Raw genomic sequence first — 18853 nt, 5'->3', positions numbered from 1 at the left:
AGCGCGGAGCCCCGTGAACCGCACCTGTGAGACCGGCGCTGCTATTCGGCGCCGGGCGCCTTGATGGGACGGGTTAACTCGCGCTTGCGCGCGTCGGACAGGGTCGGGTCGCTCTGTATCCGCATGTTTTCCAGGGTGGCATTCACCATCCGTTCTTCTTCGCCAAACAACCCCCGCGCCAACTCCGCGCCCAGGTAATCGCGCCGCAACTGGTGCAGCTGGCGCTGGGCGCCGGCCATGGCCTCCGGGTTATCCAGATAATCGAAGGTGTCCGCCACCGCCTGGCGCATGTCCAGGTATTGCCGGTAGCGCTCCAGCAGATCCACCACCTGGCGGCCGCGCGGGTCCGGCAAGCGCGTCAGTATCCGTTCCCCAAGGGCGGGCGACGATCCCGCCAGCAAGGCGTTCAGGGTGCGCCGGGTGCCATGGTCGACCCGCAACCGGTCGCCCTCCCAGGCGAACGCCGTCAACAACTGGTCGAGCCGCTCCGGGGCCAACGGCTCGGCGCTCTCCGTGCTGTCGGTGCTTGCCGGTGGGCGCCGTGGCGGTGGGGATGGCACCACGGGTTCAGCGGCAACAGCTTCAACCGGCTCCGGGCCAGGCCGGTTTATCGCCGGTTCCACGGGCGATTCCGGCGGCGCGGTGACCACCAGCCAGACTACGCCGGCCACCAGAACCGCACTGGCCAATGCCAGCACCACGGCGGCCACCACAGAGCCAGCGGCCAGGCCTGCCCGGTCCCGTGCCTCGCTCATTGCGGCAGCTCGCGAAGCTCGCCCACGGTGGTGCCGGACCAGCGCTTAACCGCCCGGCGCAGACTGGAGGCGCAGGAAAAGCCCGCCATCGCCGCCACCTCCTCCACCCGCAGCCGCGAATGGCGCAGTTGGTGGCGCACGATCTCCATGCGCACCGAGTGCATCAGCCGCCGGAACGAGGTGCCGTCCGTGGCCAGGCGCCGACTCAGGCCCCGGGGGGTCACGCGCAACTGACGGGCGACCACTTCCAGCTTCAGCCCGGGACGAAAGTGGGCGCGCAGGTGCCAGCGCACCCGCTCGGTGAATGAAACGCCTTCCGGTGACCGGGCCAATTGCCGCTCACAGTCCTGCAGCAGCTGCTCGAAGGCACGCCTGCGCAGCAACCGGAAACGGCGGAACACAAAGTCCCGATGGGCGGAAATGGAAGAATCGTCGCAGCCGAAACGCAGGCTCTGGCAAGGCAGCGCCTCGTAGGGCTCGGTGGACGCAGGGCGGGGAATATCAAGGCGTACATGGACGCCGGGATCTTGCACCGCTTTGTTGCCGCAGCTATCCCATACCCGCAGGGTAATGGCCAGCCGCCAGTCACGGATAAAGGTCCGCAGCACACGTTCGGTGTCGCTGCCGGTCATGTAATCAATGGGTTCCACTACCCGGTTATCGGCGTCCAGGTAGGCATTGGAGTTGGCGGTCTGCAGGGCAAAACCGGGTTGAGAGAGCACCAGGTAGCGGCGGAACGCCTCACCGGCATGCTTGAGGCTCGGGCTGCAGTGCACCACGTAGCCCACCGTACCCCAATAGGACCAGTCGAAACGCAGCCCTGCCCAGATGCCCAGCGCCGGGCGGTCACACAGCTCAATGCCGTTTAACAGCAGCCGCTCGAATTGCCCGTGGCTGATGCGAACATCCCGCATGTCGAACAGCACCGGCGAAATGCCGGTGTCCCGCAGCAGCGCCGTCTGATCGGCGCCCAGGTCGCAAAACGCCTCGATAAATCCCATCGGATGCAGGTGCAGCGGCACCTGCGGTTGGTCCCATCCCGTCTCCATGGATTGCTCCCGGGTTTTATTATTTCCATCAAGGTTAGCATGCCATAGACGGCCTGACGCCGGGCCCACACCGCCGTGAGGACCCGGCTCCGCCGATCAGAAGTTCTTGCGTTCGATATCCCAACCGAACAGGTTACAGGCGGTGCAGGGGCCGGTGAAAAGGTCGGCGGCGCTGGAGTCCCCGGACAACTGATACAGCCACCAGGCGGTGGTGATGCCCTTGAAGTCGCCAAAGTCGCCCACCGGCTCGAAATGGGTGGCGGCGGTACGCTCCGCCCAGAACACCGGCACATCCACGCGCTGATAAACCGGGCGCTGATTCAGCAGCGGACCGGCCAACACATCAAAGGAGCCGGACAGCAGCAGCATCGGCGCGGTTTGCTGATACTGCGACGTGGTGTCATGGCCGAGGCCGAGAATGTAGGGCTGCACCGGCGCGGTGGCGGTGATCCGGCTGTCCCGCCCGGCCATGATGGTGCCACCACCGCCCTGGGAATGGCCGGAGGCGCCAATGGCGCTGAAATCAAGCTGGCTGGCATAGCCACGGGACTGCAAATGACCGATGCAGTCGAGCATGTCCTGTCCGGTGCCGGCGTTACTGGTGTTGGCGGCGGCCACCACGAACCCCCAGGATGCCCAGTGTTCCAGGCCGCGGCGATAGGCGGTCGGCGTGGTGCCGGTACCGTTGCCCCATACCACGATGGGGTGATCGCCGGTCAGGTTGGACGGCCGGAACACGGTGCAGCTCAGGCCCAGTTCACGGGTGGTGCTGTAGGGGCCTTCGTCCTCGTAAGGATCGAGCGGCGCGGCGTTGGCGACGCCGCAGCTCAACACCGTGCCAACCATCAACGTCGCCAGTTTAGTGGTCCAGTGCGAACCGCCACGGGCGGAGAGTTTTATATTTCTCATGTCTTCGTCCCTTTTATTTTCCCTATTGAATTGATCCCACCCCAACGATCCAGTGCTGAATCGTGGGAGTATCAGGGAGTCTAGAAGCGACGTTTCCCGTGCGGCGATCACAGCAGAGGCGGGATTCGCCCCGGGTTGGTAACTCAGGTAACGCACCCGGGGACGAGTACCGTGAAAGTGGGAGCCTGATCACACAGCAACGCCCACCGCCGGAGCCGGCGACGGCACGGTGCCGCGGCAATTGCCACCTTGGCCTTATCCGGGGCGGCAAAAAGCGGCATCATTGGGCATGAACAAAAACGACCAATAAGAGAGCACCATGGCCGAGAGCACCAAATACCTGTTGTCCGAAGAACACCTGCCCCGCGACTGGTACAACATCATGGCGGACCTGCCGACCCCGATGGCGCCGGTGCTGCACCCCGCCACCCATCAGCCGGTGGCGCCGGAAGATCTGGCGCCGCTGTTCCCGGACACCCTGATCGCCCAGGAGATGACCAGCGAGCGCCATGTGGAGATTCCCAAGGCGGTGCGCGAGATCTACCGCCTGTGGCGGCCCAGCCCGCTGATCCGCGCGCGCCGGCTGGAGAAAGCCCTGGATACCCCGGCGAAAATCTACTTCAAGTACGAGGGCGTCAGCCCGGCCGGCTCGCACAAGCCCAACACCGCCGTGGCCCAGGCCTATTACAACGCCGAGGCCGGCATCAAACGGCTCACCACCGAAACCGGCGCCGGCCAGTGGGGCTCGTCGCTGGCGTTCGCCGGCAGCCTGTTTGATCTGCAAGTGAAGGTGTTCCAGGTCAAGGTGTCGTTCCAGCAGAAGCCCTACCGGCAGGCGCTGATGCGCACCTACGGGGCCGAGTGCGTGGCGTCACCGTCCAATCTCACCGAGTCCGGCCGCGCGATCCTGGCGGAAAACCCGGACCACCCGGGCAGCCTGGGCATCGCCATCAGCGAGGCGGTGGAACTGGCGGCCCAGGACGAGGGCACCAAGTACGCCCTGGGTTCGGTGCTTAACCATGTGATGCTGCACCAGAGCGTGATCGGCCTGGAGGCCATGGAGCAGTTCGAAATGGCCGGCGACGACCCGGACATCATCATCGGCTGCACCGGCGGCGGCTCCAACTTCGCCGGCATCGCCTTCCCGTTCCTGGGCGCCCAGCTGCGCGGCGGCAAGCGCCGGCGCATCATCGCCGTGGAACCGGCGGCCTGCCCCACCCTCACCCAGGGCCGCTTCGCCTACGATTTCGGCGACACCGCCCATCTGACGCCGCTCACCAAGATGCACACCCTGGGCTCCAGCTTTACGCCGCCGGGTTTCCACGCCGGTGGTCTGCGCTATCACGGCATGGGCGCCCAGGTGTCCCATGTGCTGGAGCTGGGCCTGATCGAGGCGCGCGCCTATCAGCAGCTGGGCTGCTTCGAGGCGGCGGTGCAATTCGCCCGCCACGAGGGCATCGTGCCGGCGCCGGAGTGTACCCACGCGGTCAAGGGCGCCATCGACGAGGCGCTGCGCTGCAAGCAGGAAGGCAAGTCGGAAACCATTCTCTTCAATCTGTCCGGCCACGGACATTTCGACATGCAGGCCTATATCGATTACTTCGACGGCAAGCTGGAGGATGGCGACTACGATGCCGAGGGGGCCGAGGCCGCCCTGGCGCGCCTGCCGCAGCTGGGCTGACCGCCCTGCCAAGCAACACCACGCCTTAACGGCAAGGAGGAAACATGGCGCCCTTCGATGGTCTTATCGCCTTGATGGTCGTGGGACTGATGCTCATGGGGGTGGGCTTCGCCGCCCGCCAATCAAACTGGGGCCTGGCCCTGCTGGCGGTCGGCACGCTCTGCATGCTGGCCACCATCGGCTACAAGATCTACCTCACCGTTCAGTGATCCAGGTCGGCCACCAGCTCCCAGAGCCGGTGGCCGCTGTGGCGGTATTTTTCCTCGAAATCGGTGACCGGCGGCTGGCCCCCGGCCAGCGCCGACACGCTCGCCTGCCGGCCCGCCAGGGCCAGAGCCCCGGCCATTTCCCGGGCATACAGTTCCCAGTTGGTGCGCAACACCAGCGTGCCCCCCAACCCGAGTAAATGGGGAAACACCGGATGGCCGTGCCAGCGGCGTTTCAGGTGGGCGCTCTTCGGCCACGGGTTCGGGTACAGCACATAGTGGCGCCAGGGCCGCCAGCCGGCGGCCTCCGCCAAACGCCAAAAACCGGCGCAGTCGGTGCGCAGCAGCAGCACGTTATCCGGTATCGGAAAACGGCGCGGCGCCCGCGCCAGGCGATGGGCGGACTGGTCCAGCCCCAGCACCCGCGCTTGCGGGTAGCGCTGCCCCAGCAGCACCGAGGAACGGCCGGTGCCGCAACCGGAATCCAGAATCAACGGCGCGTCGGAGTCGCCCAGCCAGTCCCGGGCCCGTTGGAACGCCTCCCGGTCGTGGTCCGCCAACGGCGCCCGCCAGGGGTGAGCAAGATGACGCCCCACGGTATCCGCCAGGGCCGGGTGCGGCTCCGCCTGGTTGCTGGTCACCGGCCGGCTGTTACCGCTCATGGTCTGTCTCGAAAAGAAATATCACGGCGTTTATGCTGCGCTTTTTCACAATTTTCGTTTACGGCACCCCGGGAGACACCGCCTTTCGATACACTCCGATGCGTTACGGAGAGTTTGCCATTATGCGTTTTCTACTGCCTTTTTTCTGCCTTTTCCTGCTCGCCGCCTGTCAGGACAACCGTGCCCCCGAGGCCGATTACGAAGACGACTTCCTGCTGGTGGCCCACCAAACCCTGACGCCCAACGACAGCGACTACGACCAGGACATGAGCCTGCAGGCAATCGTGCGCAACCGGGTGGACCAGGGCGCCGGTAGCGGCCTGTGGATCCGCACCACCCTGCCCTGGCTGCGTATCGGTTCCGGCCAGCTGGACACCCGTCATCTGGAGAGGCTGGGCGAGCGCGCCAAACCGCTGCGCCGCTTCCTCGACACCGGCACGCTGAGCCGGGTGGAAGACGGCGAAATCGCCGAAACCCGCATCGCCGATCCGGCCCTGCACGAGGAAATGGTGGAACGCTTCGGCGACAAGGTGGAGCAGCTGCTCGACCAGGCCACCGCCACCTCGGTGCCGTTGCCCAATGACCCACGGCCCGGCGACACCTGGCAAGCCAGCGCCTCCCTGTGGGGGCTGCCCAAGGTCACCGCCGACTACCGGGTGCTGGACCGGGACGGCGACCGGGTGCTGATCGCCCTGACCCTGGCCGGCGAGGGCGTCGACGGCGAGGCACGCATGATCGCGCGCTGGCCGTCCGGCATGCCGGAAGCACTGCGCCTGCACAGCACCGCCAGCGTGCCGGACCAGGACGCCACCCTGGAGCAACGTCTGTTGCTGATCAGCCAGCGCCACTACCCCTATCCGGTGCAGGACTGGGACGTGGACCCGCTGCGGGTGGAGATGTACGCGGAAACCACCGAACGGCAACTGAACGACCCGCGCATCGTCGACCCGGACCAGCGCCTGTCGATGCGCGACCAGGACTATGTGAACACCCTGCTCGACAGCGCCGAGCAAAGTCTGTTCTACCAACCGGACCAGTTGGAAGAAGCCCGGCTGCTCACCGAAGGCGACTGGTCCCTGGCCCATCCGTTGCAGCAACAGGCCAGCTTTCACTTTACCGGCTTCGACGGGCCGGCGCCGGATGGCCTGCTGCTCAACCGCCTGGGGGAAACCGGCGGCTTCTATGGCCTGGCCACGCCGATGCCCTCTGACGTGGGACGCGATCCGCTGGTGCTCACCGGCGACGGCAAATTCGACGCCGACGGGCCGATCAAACTCACCGGCGCGGCACGCATCTGGACCGACGGCGAGCCGGTCACCCTGAAGCGCGGCGACGGCGCGCCGGAGTCACTGAAGATCCTCGACTGGCAGGACCAGCGCGTGGACCTGCAGCTGGGCGGCGACCTGGGCCAATGGCGGGCCCAGCCCCTGGACGGCGACGGCGAGCCGCTGCCCTACGCGGTGATCTACCGGCCCTTCCAGCAGGCGGACCCGTCCGCCCGGGTGTTCGTGGAGCGGCTGACCCTGGACCCGCCCCTGGACCAGCTGACCCTGATCACCGAGCACCCCATCGCCACCCTGCGCCTCACGCCGCTGCGGGAGAGCGAACGCCCCCTGACCTTCACCGTGCGGCCGCTGCCGGACGACCGTAAGCCCGGCACCGACCCGGGCGGCGTGCGCCATCAGGCCTCGCCGCTGCCGGAGGTTCCGGACGACACCGGTGCCCTGCTGGACGGCCTGACCCTGCAAGGCCTCGACGACAACCGCCTGCGGGTCACCGGCCCGCCGGGTCTGCGGCTGTGCACCCTGACCCCGGAGGACGGCGCCGACTACCACGGCACGCCGCTGCACTTCGTGTGGGACAAGGGCGACGCCAAGGAGCACCTGGACCCGGGCTTCGAACTGCGCACCGAGGACGACCAGGTTCGCTATTTTTATGGCCGTGAACTGAACTTCCAGGCCCGCTGCCCCACCGCCGTGGAAACCGTCACCCTGACCCGCGAACAACCCGGCTGCGCCCGCTTCGACGGCGACAACGGCGTGCGGCTGGGCGACGATTGCGGCGGCATCGAAGGCCTGGATTACGCCGCCCTGGACGACACCGGCCTGGCCCTGCAACCGCTCGGCGAGGACGACGACGGCGTGCGCCGCTTCTGGGGCAAGGTCAAGAAAGTGCGGTTGCTGCGCGCCGACGGCGACCAGCAGCGCGACCTGCAAGCCCGCTTCGAGGAGGTGCCGCAATGACCGCGACCCGGATGTCACCTCGCCGCCGGGCCCTGGCCCGGCCATGGGCCGCGCTGCTCACCCTGGGCCTGCTGCTGCTCAGCGCCGGCGCCCGGGCGGAGCGGCTCTACTTCAGCGAATACGACTACCCCAGCGACAAGCCGGACAGCGCCTTCTACTATGTGGAGGTGCCGTTGCCGGAGAACCCGGACGGCCCCGGTTATCTCTACAAGGCCCACTATCGGGAAAACGACGCGCTCTACGCCGAAGGGGTGCGCTCCGGCCCCGGCAAGGACGACAAATGGCTGGGCGACTGGCGCTATCTGTACCCGGACGGTCAGGTCAAGGAGAAGGGGCACAACGATGCCCAGGGCCGCCCGGACGGTGAACTGATCTCCTACCATGAAAACGGCCAGGTGGAGAAATACAAACCCTACCGCGACGGCAGCATCAACGGCGTCGAAAAAGAGTACGACGAGGACGGTAACCTGTTGCTGAAAAGGCAGGTCAAGGACGGCCGGCCGGACGGCATGCAGATCTACTATTACGGCGACGGCGGTGGCCCGGATGGCGGCCAGATCCACGAAGAGCGCCGCTACCGCGACGGCAACTACGACAACTTCTATAACCGCTACGACCGGGACGGCAACCACATCGGCCACGCCGATTACATCGCCCCCGGCGTATTGATGGCCTGGACCCGCGACCGGGACGGCAACTACACCGGCCGCGAAGCCTTCTTCCAGCGCGACGACCAGGGCCGCTTCCGCAACGACGCCCCGCTGTGGCTGCGGGTCAACGCCAGCTATGACGACCACGGCAAACCGCGCCGGGTCAATCTGCACTACCCGCGCCAGCACAGCGAATGGATCACCGGCTTCCTGGACGGCACCGTGGTGCGGCTGGAACACAAGGTGAACGACATCCGCCAGGGGCACACCATCCTGCCCCGGGACGACGGCGGCCGCGAACAGGGCGAGATGCGCGACGGCCTGCGCACCGGCACCTGGCGCGGCTACGACGCCCGGGACCAGCTGATCCGGGTGCGCGTTTTCGAGAAAGGACGGTTGCAAGGGGAAAGCCGCCAACGCAGTGGCCCGGACGGCCAGCGCTGGACCTACACCCATTACCAGCAGGACCAGAAGGACGGCCCCTGGCGCACCGAGAACGCCGCCGGCGAGGTGGTGGAATCCGGCCAATACCGCAACGGCGTGCCGGTGGGCGACTGGCGCACCCTGGACCAGAACGACGCGGTGGAAAAGGGCACCTACGTGGACGGCAAGCTGGACGGCGACTGGAGCCTGCACGCCACCTCCGGGGCACTGCTGGCCGAGCGCCATTACCGGCGTGGCCAGGCGGTGGGTGAATGGAAAAGCTTCCGGGAGGACGGCACCCTGCTGACCAGTAAGACGTTCCGCGACGGCAAGCTCAATGGCCCGGTCTACGAACGCCACGACAACGGCCACCAGATCCACGCCCACTTCCAGGCCGACAGCCTGCACGGCGATTATCTGGAAACCACCGAGCAGGGTTACCCGCTGCTGGAGGGCCATTATCGGCAAGGCAAACGTGACGGCCGTTTCGTGGAGTACGGCGAAGACGGCCGGGTGGAGACCATCACCCCCTACCGGGACGGCAAGGCGGACGGCAAGGGCTGGATTCGTGACCGCGACCAGGCACTGGTGCCGGCGCGCTGGCAGCAGGGCCGGCGGGTGGAACCGGCGCCGCCCTCGAACCGGTGAGCGGGCCCGCCGCTGCCCCCTGATACCGGCACCGGCCGGCGCGGTTTCCCGAACAGGGGAGTTGTGGCTATGATGCGGTTTCCTGCTGAACCGGGATGTTCATCATGTCACGAGTTTTCCAGGGGCGGAGCCGACGGACGCTGGCCACATTGCTGCCCGCCCTGCTGTTGCTGGTCCTGCTGCCCCTGATCGGGCGCGCCGACGCCCTGTCGCTGCACATCATCCAGCGGGCCGATGCCCAGGCCCTGGTGCCGGTGATCCGTCCGCTGCTGCCCGAGGGCGGCTACGTCAACGCCTACCAGGGCAAGCTGATCATCCGCACCACCAGCGCCAATTTCGACGAGATCCTCGGCGCCCTGGGCGATATGCCGGAAGCCCCGCGCACGGTGTCCGTGCACCTGCGCCGCCGGGCCGACGGTGACGCCGAGGGCGGCGGTGTGCGCATCGGCACCGGCGGGGTGGGCCTCGGCGCCGGCAGCATCAGCACCCGGCGCCAGGACGATTACCGCATCAATACCCTGTCCGGCCATGCGGCGACCATCGGCCAGGGCACCCTGGTGGCGATCACCGGCACCCAGTACCCGGCCCTGATGAGCCTGAAACAGGGCATCCAGGTGCTGCCCATGCTCACCGGCGATGGCCGCGTGCGCCTGGATATCAGCCAGCGTTTCGACCGGCCCACCGGCGGCGGCACCGCCACCATCCAGGAAGCCGCCACCACCCTGATGATGGTCCCCGGACAATGGCAGCCCCTGGGCGCCATCACCGTCACCGAGAACAGCGCCGCCCGCGGCCTGGGCGGCGGCGCCAGGCACAGCGAGCGTCTGGCCCTGCCGCTGGAAGTAAAAGTGGAGGTGGAGGGCCGTTAGCCCTCCCCCACCCGCGCCCCGATTGCCTTCAGACCACCGGAGCAATGCCATGGACACCGTCACTCTCCACAACAGCGACATCACCTGCAGCCGCATCGCCCTGGGCACCTGGGCGATTGGCGGCTGGATGTGGGGCGGCAATGATGAACAGGACTCGATCCGCACCATTCAGGAAGCGGTGGACCGGGGCATCACCCTGATCGACACCGCGCCGGTATATGGTTTCGGCGAGTCCGAGGAACGGGTGGGCCTGGCCCTGCAACAGGGCCGGCTGCGCCAGCGCGTGGCCATCGCCACCAAGTGCGGACTGAACTGGGACCACCAGGGCCCCTACCGGGACGCCGGCCGGGAGCGGATTGTCCAGGAAGTGAACGACAGCCTGCGGCGGCTGCGCAGCGACGTGATCGACCTGTACCAGCTGCACTGGCCGGACCCCACCCGGCCGGTGGAGGAAGCCGCCGAAGCCATGGCGGACCTGAAGCGCGCCGGCAAGATCCGCGCCGTGGGCGTCAGCAATTTCGACGCCGATCAGATTCGCGCCTTCCACGCGGTGTGCCCGCTGTCCACGGTGCAGCCGCCCTATAACCTGTTCGAACGGGACATGGAGAAGGACCTGCTGCCGGTGCTCGGCGAACTGGGGCTGGACACCCTCACCTACGGCGCTCTGTGCCGGGGGCTGCTGTCCGGCAAGATGCGCGAGCATACCCGCTTCGACGGCGACGACCTGCGCAACAACGATCCCAAATTCCAACCGCCCCGCTACCGGCAATACCTGGAAGCGGTGACCCGGCTCGATGCCCTGGCCCGGCGGCGCTATGGCAAGCGGGTGCTGGCCCTGGCGCTGCGCTGGCTGCTCGACCAGCCCGGGGTGTCGGTGGCGCTGTGGGGGGCCCGCCGCCCGGAGCAGATCGAGGCGGTCACCGATATCCAGGGCTGGCACCTGGACGACGATGCCCGGGCGGAGATCGATCTCATCCTGGCGGACACCCTCACCGACCCGGTGGGCCCGGAGTTCATGGCGCCGCCGGACCGCCACCACCGCTGAAGCCGCCACCGCCTGCCGACCGCCCCAGCCTGGGGCGGTTTTCGTTTGCGCGCACCAAAAAACGCCCACTGCCGGGGCGTTCCAGCCCGTTTCAGCCGGAAAGCCCGGCTTCTTACCGTCCCGTATTGTGGTCCGCAAATTGCTATGAAGCCGACGGCGCTTGTAAATTTACTAATCGATTAATTAATATGTCGATCAGTCGCGCTAACAACAAAGCTCAACAGGAGATAACGACGATGAGAAAACAGATTCTGGCTCCGATAATGGCGACTGCCTTGCTGGCCTGTGCCCCGGCCCTGCAGGCCCAAGACACTGTCAAAATCGGTCTGATCCAGCCGCTCACCGGTTCGGTGGCCTACAACGGCACCGCCGACGCCAACGGCGCGCGGCTGGCCGTGAAGCAACGCAACGCAGCCGGCGGCATCCTCGGCAAACAGGTGGAACTGATCATCGAGGACGGCCAGTGCAGCCCGGCCAACTCGGTGAACGCCGCCGAAAAACTGATCCAGCGCGACCAGGTGGTGGCGCTGGTGGGCGCCTTCTGCAGCTCCGCCACCTCCGCGGTGATGCCGGTGGCGGGCAAGTACAAAACGCCGTTCCTCACCGGGGTGTCCTCCGAGGCCAGCCTTACCGAAAAAGGTAACCCCTACTTCTTCCGCTCCGCCGAGACCGACGCCCTGCTCGGCCAGGCATTCTCACGCCTGATCGTCGACAACCTGGGCCTCAAGAAAGTGGCCTATATCGGCGTCAACGACGACTGGGGCCGGGGCAGCGCCAAGGCCTTCGAGCAGGAGCTTTCCAGCCACGGCGTGGAGACCACCCTGGTCGAGTACTTCAACCATGGCGCCACCGATTTCTACACCCTGCTCACCAAGCTGCGCGGCTCCGGCGCCGACGGCGTGTTCGTGGCCGCCGAAACCCAGGACGGCTCCACCCTGGTCAAGCAGATCAAGCAGTTCGGCATTGATATGGACGTGTTCGGCGTGGGCTCCTGGGCCACCAGCGATTTCATCAAGATCACCGGCGAGGCGGCGGAAGGCATCTATGCCGCCGTGCCCTATGTGTCCAACCTGCCCGGCGAGCGCAACCAGCGCTTCGTGGAGGACTACAGCGCCGCCTATGACCACGCCCCCGGCAAGTACGCCGCCGCCGGCTACAACTCCCTGAACATCATGATGGACGCCATCCAGCGGGCCGGCGGCACCGACGCCGACGCCATCGTCGACGGGCTCCACGCCACCGACTACCAGGCCCCCAACGGCCGCTACCGGTTCACCGCCAAGGGCCAGGGCTATGGCTTCGAGGCGGCGCTGGTGCAGATCCGCGATGGCCACACCGAGGTGGTCGCCACCACCCGCATCGCCGACCCCGAGGCAAACCACGCCAAGGACGGGCAGTAACCCATGGATATGCTGTTGCAGTTTATCGCCAACGGTCTGGTGTCGGGGGCGTTCTACGCGCTCTCGGCCCTGGGCCTGACCCTGATCTTCGGGCTGATGCGGGTGGTCAACTTCGCCCACGGTGAGCTGTACATGCTGGGCGGCGTGATGGGCTGGCTGGCCACCACGGTGCTGGGCCTGAACTTCTTCGCCGGCCTGGCGCTGACCCTGGCGGTGATGGGCGCCTGCGGCTGGCTGGTGGACCGCTTCCTGATCGAGCGGGTGCGCGACCAGGGCGAGGAGCCCAGCATTCTGCTCACCATCGGGCTGTCGATCTTCCTGACCAACACCGCCCTGCTGCTGGTGGGCACCGCGCCGCTGACCATCGAAGGCCCGCTGCCCAACAAGCCGGTGTTCCTGGGTCCGGTGGTGCTCACCGAACTGCGGGTGTTCGCGGTGGCCGCCTGCGCGGTGCTGATTCTCGCCGCCCACCTGGTGATCCGTCATACCCGGCTGGGCCGCGCCATGCGCGCCACCTTCCAGGACCCGATGGCGGCCCGGCTGGCCGGCATCAACACCGCCCGGGTGTACGCCAGCACCTTCGCCCTGGGCACCATGCTGGCCGCGTCCGCCGGCATGCTGCTCGGTTCCATCTATTCCACCCATGTCAGCGCCGGCGGGCTGGTCAGCCTGAAGGCCTTCGTGGTGGTGATCCTGGGTGGCATGGGCAGCTTCGCCGGCGCCATTGTCGGCGGCCTGTTGCTGGGCCTGGCGGAAGCCCTGTGGGGCGGCTACATCTCCACGGGAACGGTGGACATCATCGGCTTCATCATTGTCATCCTGACTCTGATCTTCAAACCCTACGGGCTGTTTTCAACCCAGGTGGAGAGGGCCTGAGCATGAAATTTGAACGCAATACCCTGCTGGCCCTGGGCCTGATCGCCCTCGCCTTTCCGTTGCTGGTGGGCAACCAGTACCTGCTGCACATCGGCATCATGGTGCTGCTCTACGCCATGCTCGCCACCAGCCTGAACCTGATCGTCGGTTACGTGGGCGAGTTTTCCCTGGGCCACACCGCCTTTCTCGGCCTGGGCGCCTACAGCGCCGCGCTGCTGTCCCTGCGGCTGGGGCTGCCGGCCTGGGCCACCATTCCCCTGGCCGGCGTGATATCGGCGCTGTTCGGTGTGCTGATCGGCGCCATCACCCTGCGCCTGCGCGGCCCCTACTTCGTGATCATCACCCTGGCCTTCGCCGAGGTGCTGCGGTTGATCGCCAACAACTGGGTGGACTTCACCAATGGGCCCATGGGTCTGTCCGGGGTGGCGCAGCCGGCGCTGTTGGCGGACGCCTCGCCGCTGATGGCCAAGCGCTTCTATTTCTATCTGGCCCTGGCGCTCACCGCGGTCTCGCTGTACCTGGCCTACCGCTTCGTCTACTCCAACAACGGCCGCGCCGCGGTGACCGTGCGCGAAAACCGTTTCGTGGCCCAGTCCGTGGGTATCCGCCCGTTCGTCTACGCCATGCGCGCCTTCGTGCTGGGTGCCTTTCTGGCCGGCCTGGCCGGCGGCTTCTACGCCCACTACATCACCTTCGTGGGCGCCAATGTGTTCGGCTTCGCCTTTATGGTGAGCATGATCATCATGGTGCTAATCGGCGGCAAGGGCACCCTGATCGGGCCGCTGCTGGGCGCTCTGCTGGTGACCCTGCTCACCGAGTACCTGCGTGAGCTGCAGGAGCTGCGGCTGTCCCTGTTCGGCCTGATCGTGATGGCCGTGGTGCTGTTCCTGCCCAACGGTCTGATGGGCTTTCTAAACCAGCGGCGCGAGCGCAATCACAGCGACCAGGCCGACAACGGCGCCACCGGCGTGCAGGGAGGCCCGGCATGAACCCGACGCAAAGCGACGCGCCGCTGCTCACCGTGGAAGGCCTGAGCAAGACCTTCGGCGGCATCAAGGCGGTGCAGGACATCGACTTCCAGGTGAACCGGGGCGAGGTGTTCGGCCTGATCGGTCCCAACGGCGCCGGCAAGACCACCTGCTTCAATCTGATCACCGGTTTCTACACGCCCACCACCGGGCGGGTGACCTTCCAGGGCCAGGACATCACCGGCCAGAGCCCCTACCGGATCGCCCGCCGGGGCCTGGTGCGCAGCTTCCAGAAGACCAATGTGCTGAAACCCCTGACCGTGTTCGAAAACGTGCTGGCCGGTCATTACCTGAGCGCGCGGCAAAGCCTGCTGGCCACCTTCTTCCCCACCGCGCCGGTACGGCGGGCGGAACAGGAGGTCCGTGACAACGCCGCCCGGCTGGTGAAGCTGCTGGACCTGGGGGCGCGCATGGACACCCCGGCCTACCGGCTTTCCTGCGGTGAGCTGCGGCTGCTGGAAGTGGCGGTGGCGCTGGCCGCCCGCCCCACCCTGCTGATGCTCGACGAGCCGGCGGCGGGGCTCAACAGCCAGGAGGCCATGCGCTTTGGCGGCATCCTCAAGCGGCTGCGCCGCGAACAGGTGCCCTCCATCGTCATCGTCGAACACAACATGAGCCTGGTGATGGACGTCAGCGACCGGGTCATGGTGATGGACTTTGGCCGCAAGCTGGCGGAAGGCACGCCGGCCCAGGTGAAGAACGATCCGGATGTGGTGGAAGCTTATCTGGGGAGGGCACGGGCATGACCGCAAGCAACCCGAAAATCCTGCTGCGGGTCAGCGACCTGCATGTGGCCTACGGCAAGATCGCCGCCCTGCACGGCATTGATCTGGCGGTGGGCGAAGGCGAAACCGTGGCGCTGATCGGCGCCAACGGCGCCGGCAAGAGCACCATCCTGCGGGCCATCTCCGGCCTGCTCAAACCGAGCCGGGGCAGCATTGTCTGGAACGGCGACGACATCACCGGCCGGTCCGCCGAGAAGGTGGTGGCCGCCGGCATCGCCCACTGCCCGGAGGAACGGCACGTGTGGCCGGCCATGACGGTGCGCGAGAACCTGATCCTGGGCGCCTTTCTGGTCAGCTCCCGGCAACAGGTGGAAGAACGGGTGGGCATGGCCTTTCACCGCTTCCCACGGCTGCGCGAACGCTACAAGCAGATGGCCGGCACCCTCAGCGGCGGCGAACAGCAAATGCTGGCCATCGCCCGGGCGCTGATGTCGGAGCCGCGCATGCTGCTGCTCGACGAACCGAGCCTGGGGCTGTCGCCGAAAATGGCCGACGAGGTGTTCGAGGTGGTCCGTGAGATCAACGGCCACGGCGTCACCGTGCTGGTGGTGGAGCAGAACGTGCACAACGCCCTGGCGGTGGCCTCCCGGGCCTATGTGGTGGAGACCGGCACCATCAGCACCGAGGCGGACAGCGCCACCCTGCTGGAGGACCCGGAGGTGTTGAGCGCTTATCTGGGCGCCTGAGGGGCGCCGGCAGGCGCCTTTCCATCGACACCGACAATACCGGCGGCGCCCCGGAAACGGCGCGCCCGCAATAATTAATTAGTTGAATATTTAATAAGGAGTTTTGCATGTCTGAGCAACTTCGTGTGGCCATCATCGGCGGCGGCATCGGCGGCGTGGCCCTGGCCCGGGCCCTGAGTCGGCGCGGCATCGATTTTCATCTGTTCGAGCAGGCACCGGCGTTCGGCGAAGTGGGCGCCGGGGTGCAGATGACCCCCAACGCGGTAAAAGTGCTCAAGGCCCTGGGGCTCACCGAGTCGCTGGACGATATCGGTTTTCTGCCCGAGTCCATGCGCGGCATCAACTGGCAAACCGGCGAGACCCTGTTCCGCACGCCGCTCAAGGACGCCTTTCCCCAGGTTTACGGCGCCGAGTTCTACCATGTGCACCGGGCCGATCTGCACGGCATTCTTTGCGCCGACCTGCCGGCGGACAAGATCACCTTCAACGCCCGCTGCACCGGCATCGAGGAGCACAGCGACGGGGTGCTCGCCCGGTTCGCCGATGGCACTGAATTCAAGGCCGACCTGGTGGTGGGCGCCGACGGCATCCACTCGCCGGTGCGCGCCTCCCTGTGGGGCCAGGACCAGCCCCGGTTCACCGGCCATATGTGCTGGCGGGCGCTGGTACCGGTGGATCAGCACCCGCTGCCGTTCGTGGGCCCGGACGCGGCCTTCTGGATGGGCCCCAAGGCCCATGTGGTCACCTACTACGTGAAAGGCGGCAAGGCGGTGAACATCGTCGCCGTCACCGAAACCGCCGACTGGGTGGAGGAATCCTGGACCGAACCGAGCAGCACCGAGGAGCTGCTGGCCGCCTATGAAGGCTGGCATGAGGACCTGGTCCGGCTGTTCAAGATGACCGACCCCAGCCAGACCTTCAAATGGGGCCTGTTCGACCACGACCCCATGGCGCGCTGGTCCACCGACCGGGCCACCCTGCTCGGCGACGCCGCCCACCCGATGCTGCCGTTCCTGTCCCAGGGCGCGGCCATGGCCATCGAGGACGCCTATGTGCTGGCCGAGGCGCTCACCCACTACCAGGGCGACAGCGCCGCCGCGCTGCGCGCCTACGAACAGGAGCGCCGGCCGCGCACCGCCGAGGTGCAGCTGCAAGCCCGCGAGCGCGGCCGCAGCTATCACCTGTCCACTCCGGAAGAACTGCGCAAGCGCGACGAAGCGTTCCGCGAAGCACAGAAGAAGGACCCCAACGCCGTGGGTATCCGTGCCGAGTGGATCTACGAATACGACGCCACCACCTGCGGCGAGCGGTTCGACGCCACCGCCACCGCCTGACCGGAGCGACGCCATGCAAAGCGCGAATAACAAGAACCTGTATCGAATCGGCCAGATCGTACCGAGCTCCAACATCACCATGGAGACCGAGATTCCGGCCATGCTCAACGCCCGGCAACTGATCCGCCCGGAGCGCTTCACCTTCCATTCCAGCCGCATGCGCATGAAAACCGTGAGCAAGGAAGAGCTGGCCGCCATGGACGGCGAGTCCGACCGCTGCGCCCTGGAACTCAGCGACGCCGCCGTGGATGTGATGGGCTACGCCTGCCTGGTGGCGATCATGTCCATGGGCCCCGGCTACCACCGGGAATCGCAAAAACGCCTGCGTGAGCGCACCAAGGAAAACGGCCAGGAAACCGAAGTGGTGACCAGCGCCGGTGCCCTGGTGGACGCGCTCAAGGTGCTTAACGCCAAGAAAGTTGTGGTGGTGGCGCCTTACATGAAGCCGCTCACCGAGATGGTGGTGGATTACATCCAGCGCGAAGGCACCGAGGTGCTGGAATACCGCGCCCTGGAAATCCCCAACAACCTGGACGTGGCCCGCCACGACACCGCCAAGCTGCCGGACATCGTCGCCAGCATGGACGTCTCCGATGCCGACGCCATCGTGCTGTCCGCCTGTGTGCAGATGCCGTCCCTGGCGGCGGTGGCCAAGGTCGAGGCGCTCACCGGCAAGCCGGTGGTCACCGCCGCCATCGCCACCACTTACCAGATGCTCAAGGCACTGGACCTGGAACCGGTGGTTCCCGGCGCCGGCGCCCTGCTGTCCGGCGCTTACTGAGGAGGCCCCATGAGCGAATACCTGTACGGCGCCAATGTGCGCGCCAATGGCATCCGCCAGCACTACCTGCGCTATGGCGGTAACGGCCCGGCGGTGGTGATCGTGCCGGGCATCACCAGCCCGGCGGTGACCTGGGGCTTCGTGGCCGAGCGCTTCGGCCGCCACTTCGACACCTATGTGCTGGACGTGCGCGGCCGGGGCCTCAGCGAAGCCTCGGACACTCTGGACTACGGGCTGGACGCCCAGGCCGACGACGTGGCCGCCTTCGCCGAAGCGCTGGGTCTGCAGCGCTATATGGTGGTGGGCCATTCCATGGGCGCGCGCATCGCCGTGCGCCTGGCCCGCCGTCACCCGCACGCCGGCTTTGACCGGCTGGCGCTGATCGACCCGCCGGTGTCCGGCCCCGGCCGGCGCCCCTACCCGTCCGCCCTGCCCTGGTACGTGGATTCCATCCGCGCCGCCCTGGAGGGCATGGACGCGGACGCCATGCGCCAATTCTGCCCCACCTGGAGCGACCAGCAGCTGCGCCTGCGGGCGGAATGGCTGCACACCTGCGACGAGCGGGCGGTGGTGAAAAGCTACGACGATATGCACCAGGAAGACATTCACCAGGACATGCCGCATATCCAGGTGCCGGTGCTGTTGATGGCGGCGGGCCGGGGCGACGTGATCAGCGACGCGGACGTGGCGGAAATCGAAACCCTGATTCCCGAACTGCGCGTGACCCGCGTGACCAGCGCCGGCCACATGATTCCCTGGGACGACGAGGACGCCTTCTACCGCGCCTTCGGCGATTTCCTCGGCACCCCGCTTTGACTGTTAT

Annotated in this window: 18 protein-coding genes; 14 read left to right on the top strand and 4 right to left on the bottom strand. The window is 66.9% G+C overall.

Annotated elements, in window-relative coordinates; all coding sequences use genetic code 11:
* Positions 1-41 precede the first annotated feature (41 nt).
* From FGS76_RS04920 to FGS76_RS04910, 3 genes are all read right to left on the bottom strand, one after another.
* A complete protein-coding gene (locus FGS76_RS04920) occupies positions 42-755 on the bottom strand; it encodes a lipase secretion chaperone (protein WP_138771518.1) in 714 nt (237 codons plus the stop codon).
* Positions 752-1804, bottom strand: a complete 1053-nt coding sequence (locus tag FGS76_RS04915; RefSeq protein WP_138771517.1) for an AraC family transcriptional regulator — start codon at positions 1802-1804, stop codon at positions 752-754. The genes FGS76_RS04920 and FGS76_RS04915 overlap by 4 nt, the downstream gene beginning before the upstream one ends.
* Positions 1805-1900: 96 nt before the next feature.
* Positions 1901-2713, bottom strand: a complete 813-nt coding sequence (locus FGS76_RS04910) for a poly(ethylene terephthalate) hydrolase family protein (RefSeq protein ID WP_205717181.1) — start codon at positions 2711-2713, stop codon at positions 1901-1903.
* 319 nt (positions 2714-3032) lie between these two features.
* On the opposite strand from FGS76_RS04910, the gene FGS76_RS04905 reads away from it, so the two are divergent.
* Positions 3033-4394: a TrpB-like pyridoxal phosphate-dependent enzyme gene (locus FGS76_RS04905; RefSeq protein WP_138771516.1), complete on the top strand. Its 1362-nt coding sequence runs from the start codon at positions 3033-3035 to the stop codon at positions 4392-4394.
* A 44-nt stretch (positions 4395-4438) separates the two neighbouring features.
* A complete protein-coding gene (locus tag FGS76_RS19425; RefSeq protein WP_170214399.1) occupies positions 4439-4603 on the top strand; it encodes a hypothetical protein in 165 nt (54 codons plus the stop codon).
* Here FGS76_RS19425 and trmB read toward each other — a convergent pair.
* Positions 4597-5262, bottom strand: a complete 666-nt coding sequence (gene trmB, locus FGS76_RS04900) for a tRNA (guanine(46)-N(7))-methyltransferase TrmB (RefSeq protein ID WP_138771515.1) — start codon at positions 5260-5262, stop codon at positions 4597-4599. The two genes, FGS76_RS19425 and trmB, sit on opposite strands and share 7 nt — an antisense overlap.
* A gap of 122 nt (positions 5263-5384) precedes the next feature.
* Between trmB and FGS76_RS04895 the strand changes: the two genes are divergently transcribed.
* From FGS76_RS04895 to FGS76_RS04840, 12 genes are all read left to right on the top strand, one after another.
* Entirely contained in the window at positions 5385-7505 is a 2121-nt protein-coding gene (locus FGS76_RS04895) for a hypothetical protein (RefSeq protein WP_138771514.1), read from the top strand.
* Positions 7502-9226, top strand: coding sequence for a toxin-antitoxin system YwqK family antitoxin (locus tag FGS76_RS04890; RefSeq protein ID WP_138771513.1), 1725 nt, complete (start codon positions 7502-7504; stop codon positions 9224-9226). The genes FGS76_RS04895 and FGS76_RS04890 overlap by 4 nt, the downstream gene beginning before the upstream one ends.
* Before the next feature lie 104 nt (positions 9227-9330).
* A complete protein-coding gene (locus tag FGS76_RS04885) occupies positions 9331-10095 on the top strand; it encodes a type II and III secretion system protein (protein ID WP_138771512.1) in 765 nt (254 codons plus the stop codon).
* A 49-nt stretch (positions 10096-10144) separates the two neighbouring features.
* Positions 10145-11140 carry an aldo/keto reductase gene (locus tag FGS76_RS04880; RefSeq protein WP_138771511.1) on the top strand — a complete coding sequence of 332 codons (996 nt, stop codon included), beginning with the start codon at positions 10145-10147 and terminating at the stop codon, positions 11138-11140.
* Between the two features lie 236 nt (positions 11141-11376).
* Entirely contained in the window at positions 11377-12540 is a 1164-nt protein-coding gene (locus tag FGS76_RS04875) for an ABC transporter substrate-binding protein (protein WP_138771510.1), read from the top strand.
* A 3-nt stretch (positions 12541-12543) separates the two neighbouring features.
* Positions 12544-13416 carry a branched-chain amino acid ABC transporter permease gene (locus tag FGS76_RS04870; RefSeq protein WP_138771509.1) on the top strand — a complete coding sequence of 291 codons (873 nt, stop codon included), beginning with the start codon at positions 12544-12546 and terminating at the stop codon, positions 13414-13416.
* Between the two features lie 2 nt (positions 13417-13418).
* Positions 13419-14405 carry a branched-chain amino acid ABC transporter permease gene (locus FGS76_RS04865; RefSeq protein ID WP_138771508.1) on the top strand — a complete coding sequence of 329 codons (987 nt, stop codon included), beginning with the start codon at positions 13419-13421 and terminating at the stop codon, positions 14403-14405.
* On the top strand, positions 14402-15190 hold the full coding sequence (locus FGS76_RS04860; RefSeq protein ID WP_138771507.1) for an ABC transporter ATP-binding protein: 789 nt from the start codon (positions 14402-14404) through the stop codon (positions 15188-15190). Before FGS76_RS04865 ends, FGS76_RS04860 begins: the two co-directional genes overlap by 4 nt.
* Positions 15187-15915: an ABC transporter ATP-binding protein gene (locus FGS76_RS04855; protein WP_138771506.1), complete on the top strand. Its 729-nt coding sequence runs from the start codon at positions 15187-15189 to the stop codon at positions 15913-15915. Before FGS76_RS04860 ends, FGS76_RS04855 begins: the two co-directional genes overlap by 4 nt.
* A 107-nt stretch (positions 15916-16022) precedes the next feature.
* Positions 16023-17249: an FAD-dependent monooxygenase gene (locus tag FGS76_RS04850; RefSeq protein WP_138771505.1), complete on the top strand. Its 1227-nt coding sequence runs from the start codon at positions 16023-16025 to the stop codon at positions 17247-17249.
* A gap of 13 nt (positions 17250-17262) precedes the next feature.
* Complete coding sequence (locus tag FGS76_RS04845; RefSeq protein ID WP_276607925.1) at positions 17263-18030, top strand: maleate cis-trans isomerase family protein; 768 nt, start codon at positions 17263-17265, stop codon at positions 18028-18030.
* A 9-nt stretch (positions 18031-18039) separates the two neighbouring features.
* A complete protein-coding gene (locus FGS76_RS04840; protein ID WP_138771504.1) occupies positions 18040-18846 on the top strand; it encodes an alpha/beta fold hydrolase in 807 nt (268 codons plus the stop codon).
* The last annotated feature ends 7 nt before the right edge of the window (positions 18847-18853 follow it).

This window comes from Alloalcanivorax gelatiniphagus (assembly GCF_005938655.1).
Classification (GTDB): domain Bacteria; phylum Pseudomonadota; class Gammaproteobacteria; order Pseudomonadales; family Alcanivoracaceae; genus Alloalcanivorax; species Alloalcanivorax gelatiniphagus.
Note: the sequence above shows the minus strand (reverse complement) of the source record. Positions and strands in the feature narration are given on the sequence as shown.

Bases quoted from the DNA above. Each gene is read 5' to 3' on its own strand.
- FGS76_RS04920 (WP_138771518.1), bottom strand. From the start codon at position 755: ATGAGCGAGGCACGGGACCGGGCAGGCCTGGCCGCTGGCTCTGTGGTG.
- FGS76_RS04915 (WP_138771517.1), bottom strand. From the start codon at position 1,804: ATGGAGACGGGATGGGACCAACCGCAGGTGCCGCTGCACCTGCATCCG.
- FGS76_RS04910 (WP_205717181.1), bottom strand. From the start codon at position 2,713: ATGAGAAATATAAAACTCTCCGCCCGTGGCGGTTCGCACTGGACCACT.
- FGS76_RS04905 (WP_138771516.1), top strand. From the start codon at position 3,033: ATGGCCGAGAGCACCAAATACCTGTTGTCCGAAGAACACCTGCCCCGC.
- FGS76_RS19425 (WP_170214399.1), top strand. From the start codon at position 4,439: ATGGCGCCCTTCGATGGTCTTATCGCCTTGATGGTCGTGGGACTGATG.
- trmB (WP_138771515.1), bottom strand. From the start codon at position 5,262: ATGAGCGGTAACAGCCGGCCGGTGACCAGCAACCAGGCGGAGCCGCAC.
- FGS76_RS04895 (WP_138771514.1), top strand. From the start codon at position 5,385: ATGCGTTTTCTACTGCCTTTTTTCTGCCTTTTCCTGCTCGCCGCCTGT.
- FGS76_RS04890 (WP_138771513.1), top strand. From the start codon at position 7,502: ATGACCGCGACCCGGATGTCACCTCGCCGCCGGGCCCTGGCCCGGCCA.
- FGS76_RS04885 (WP_138771512.1), top strand. From the start codon at position 9,331: ATGTCACGAGTTTTCCAGGGGCGGAGCCGACGGACGCTGGCCACATTG.
- FGS76_RS04880 (WP_138771511.1), top strand. From the start codon at position 10,145: ATGGACACCGTCACTCTCCACAACAGCGACATCACCTGCAGCCGCATC.
- FGS76_RS04875 (WP_138771510.1), top strand. From the start codon at position 11,377: ATGAGAAAACAGATTCTGGCTCCGATAATGGCGACTGCCTTGCTGGCC.
- FGS76_RS04870 (WP_138771509.1), top strand. From the start codon at position 12,544: ATGGATATGCTGTTGCAGTTTATCGCCAACGGTCTGGTGTCGGGGGCG.
- FGS76_RS04865 (WP_138771508.1), top strand. From the start codon at position 13,419: ATGAAATTTGAACGCAATACCCTGCTGGCCCTGGGCCTGATCGCCCTC.
- FGS76_RS04860 (WP_138771507.1), top strand. From the start codon at position 14,402: ATGAACCCGACGCAAAGCGACGCGCCGCTGCTCACCGTGGAAGGCCTG.
- FGS76_RS04855 (WP_138771506.1), top strand. From the start codon at position 15,187: ATGACCGCAAGCAACCCGAAAATCCTGCTGCGGGTCAGCGACCTGCAT.
- FGS76_RS04850 (WP_138771505.1), top strand. From the start codon at position 16,023: ATGTCTGAGCAACTTCGTGTGGCCATCATCGGCGGCGGCATCGGCGGC.
- FGS76_RS04845 (WP_276607925.1), top strand. From the start codon at position 17,263: ATGCAAAGCGCGAATAACAAGAACCTGTATCGAATCGGCCAGATCGTA.
- FGS76_RS04840 (WP_138771504.1), top strand. From the start codon at position 18,040: ATGAGCGAATACCTGTACGGCGCCAATGTGCGCGCCAATGGCATCCGC.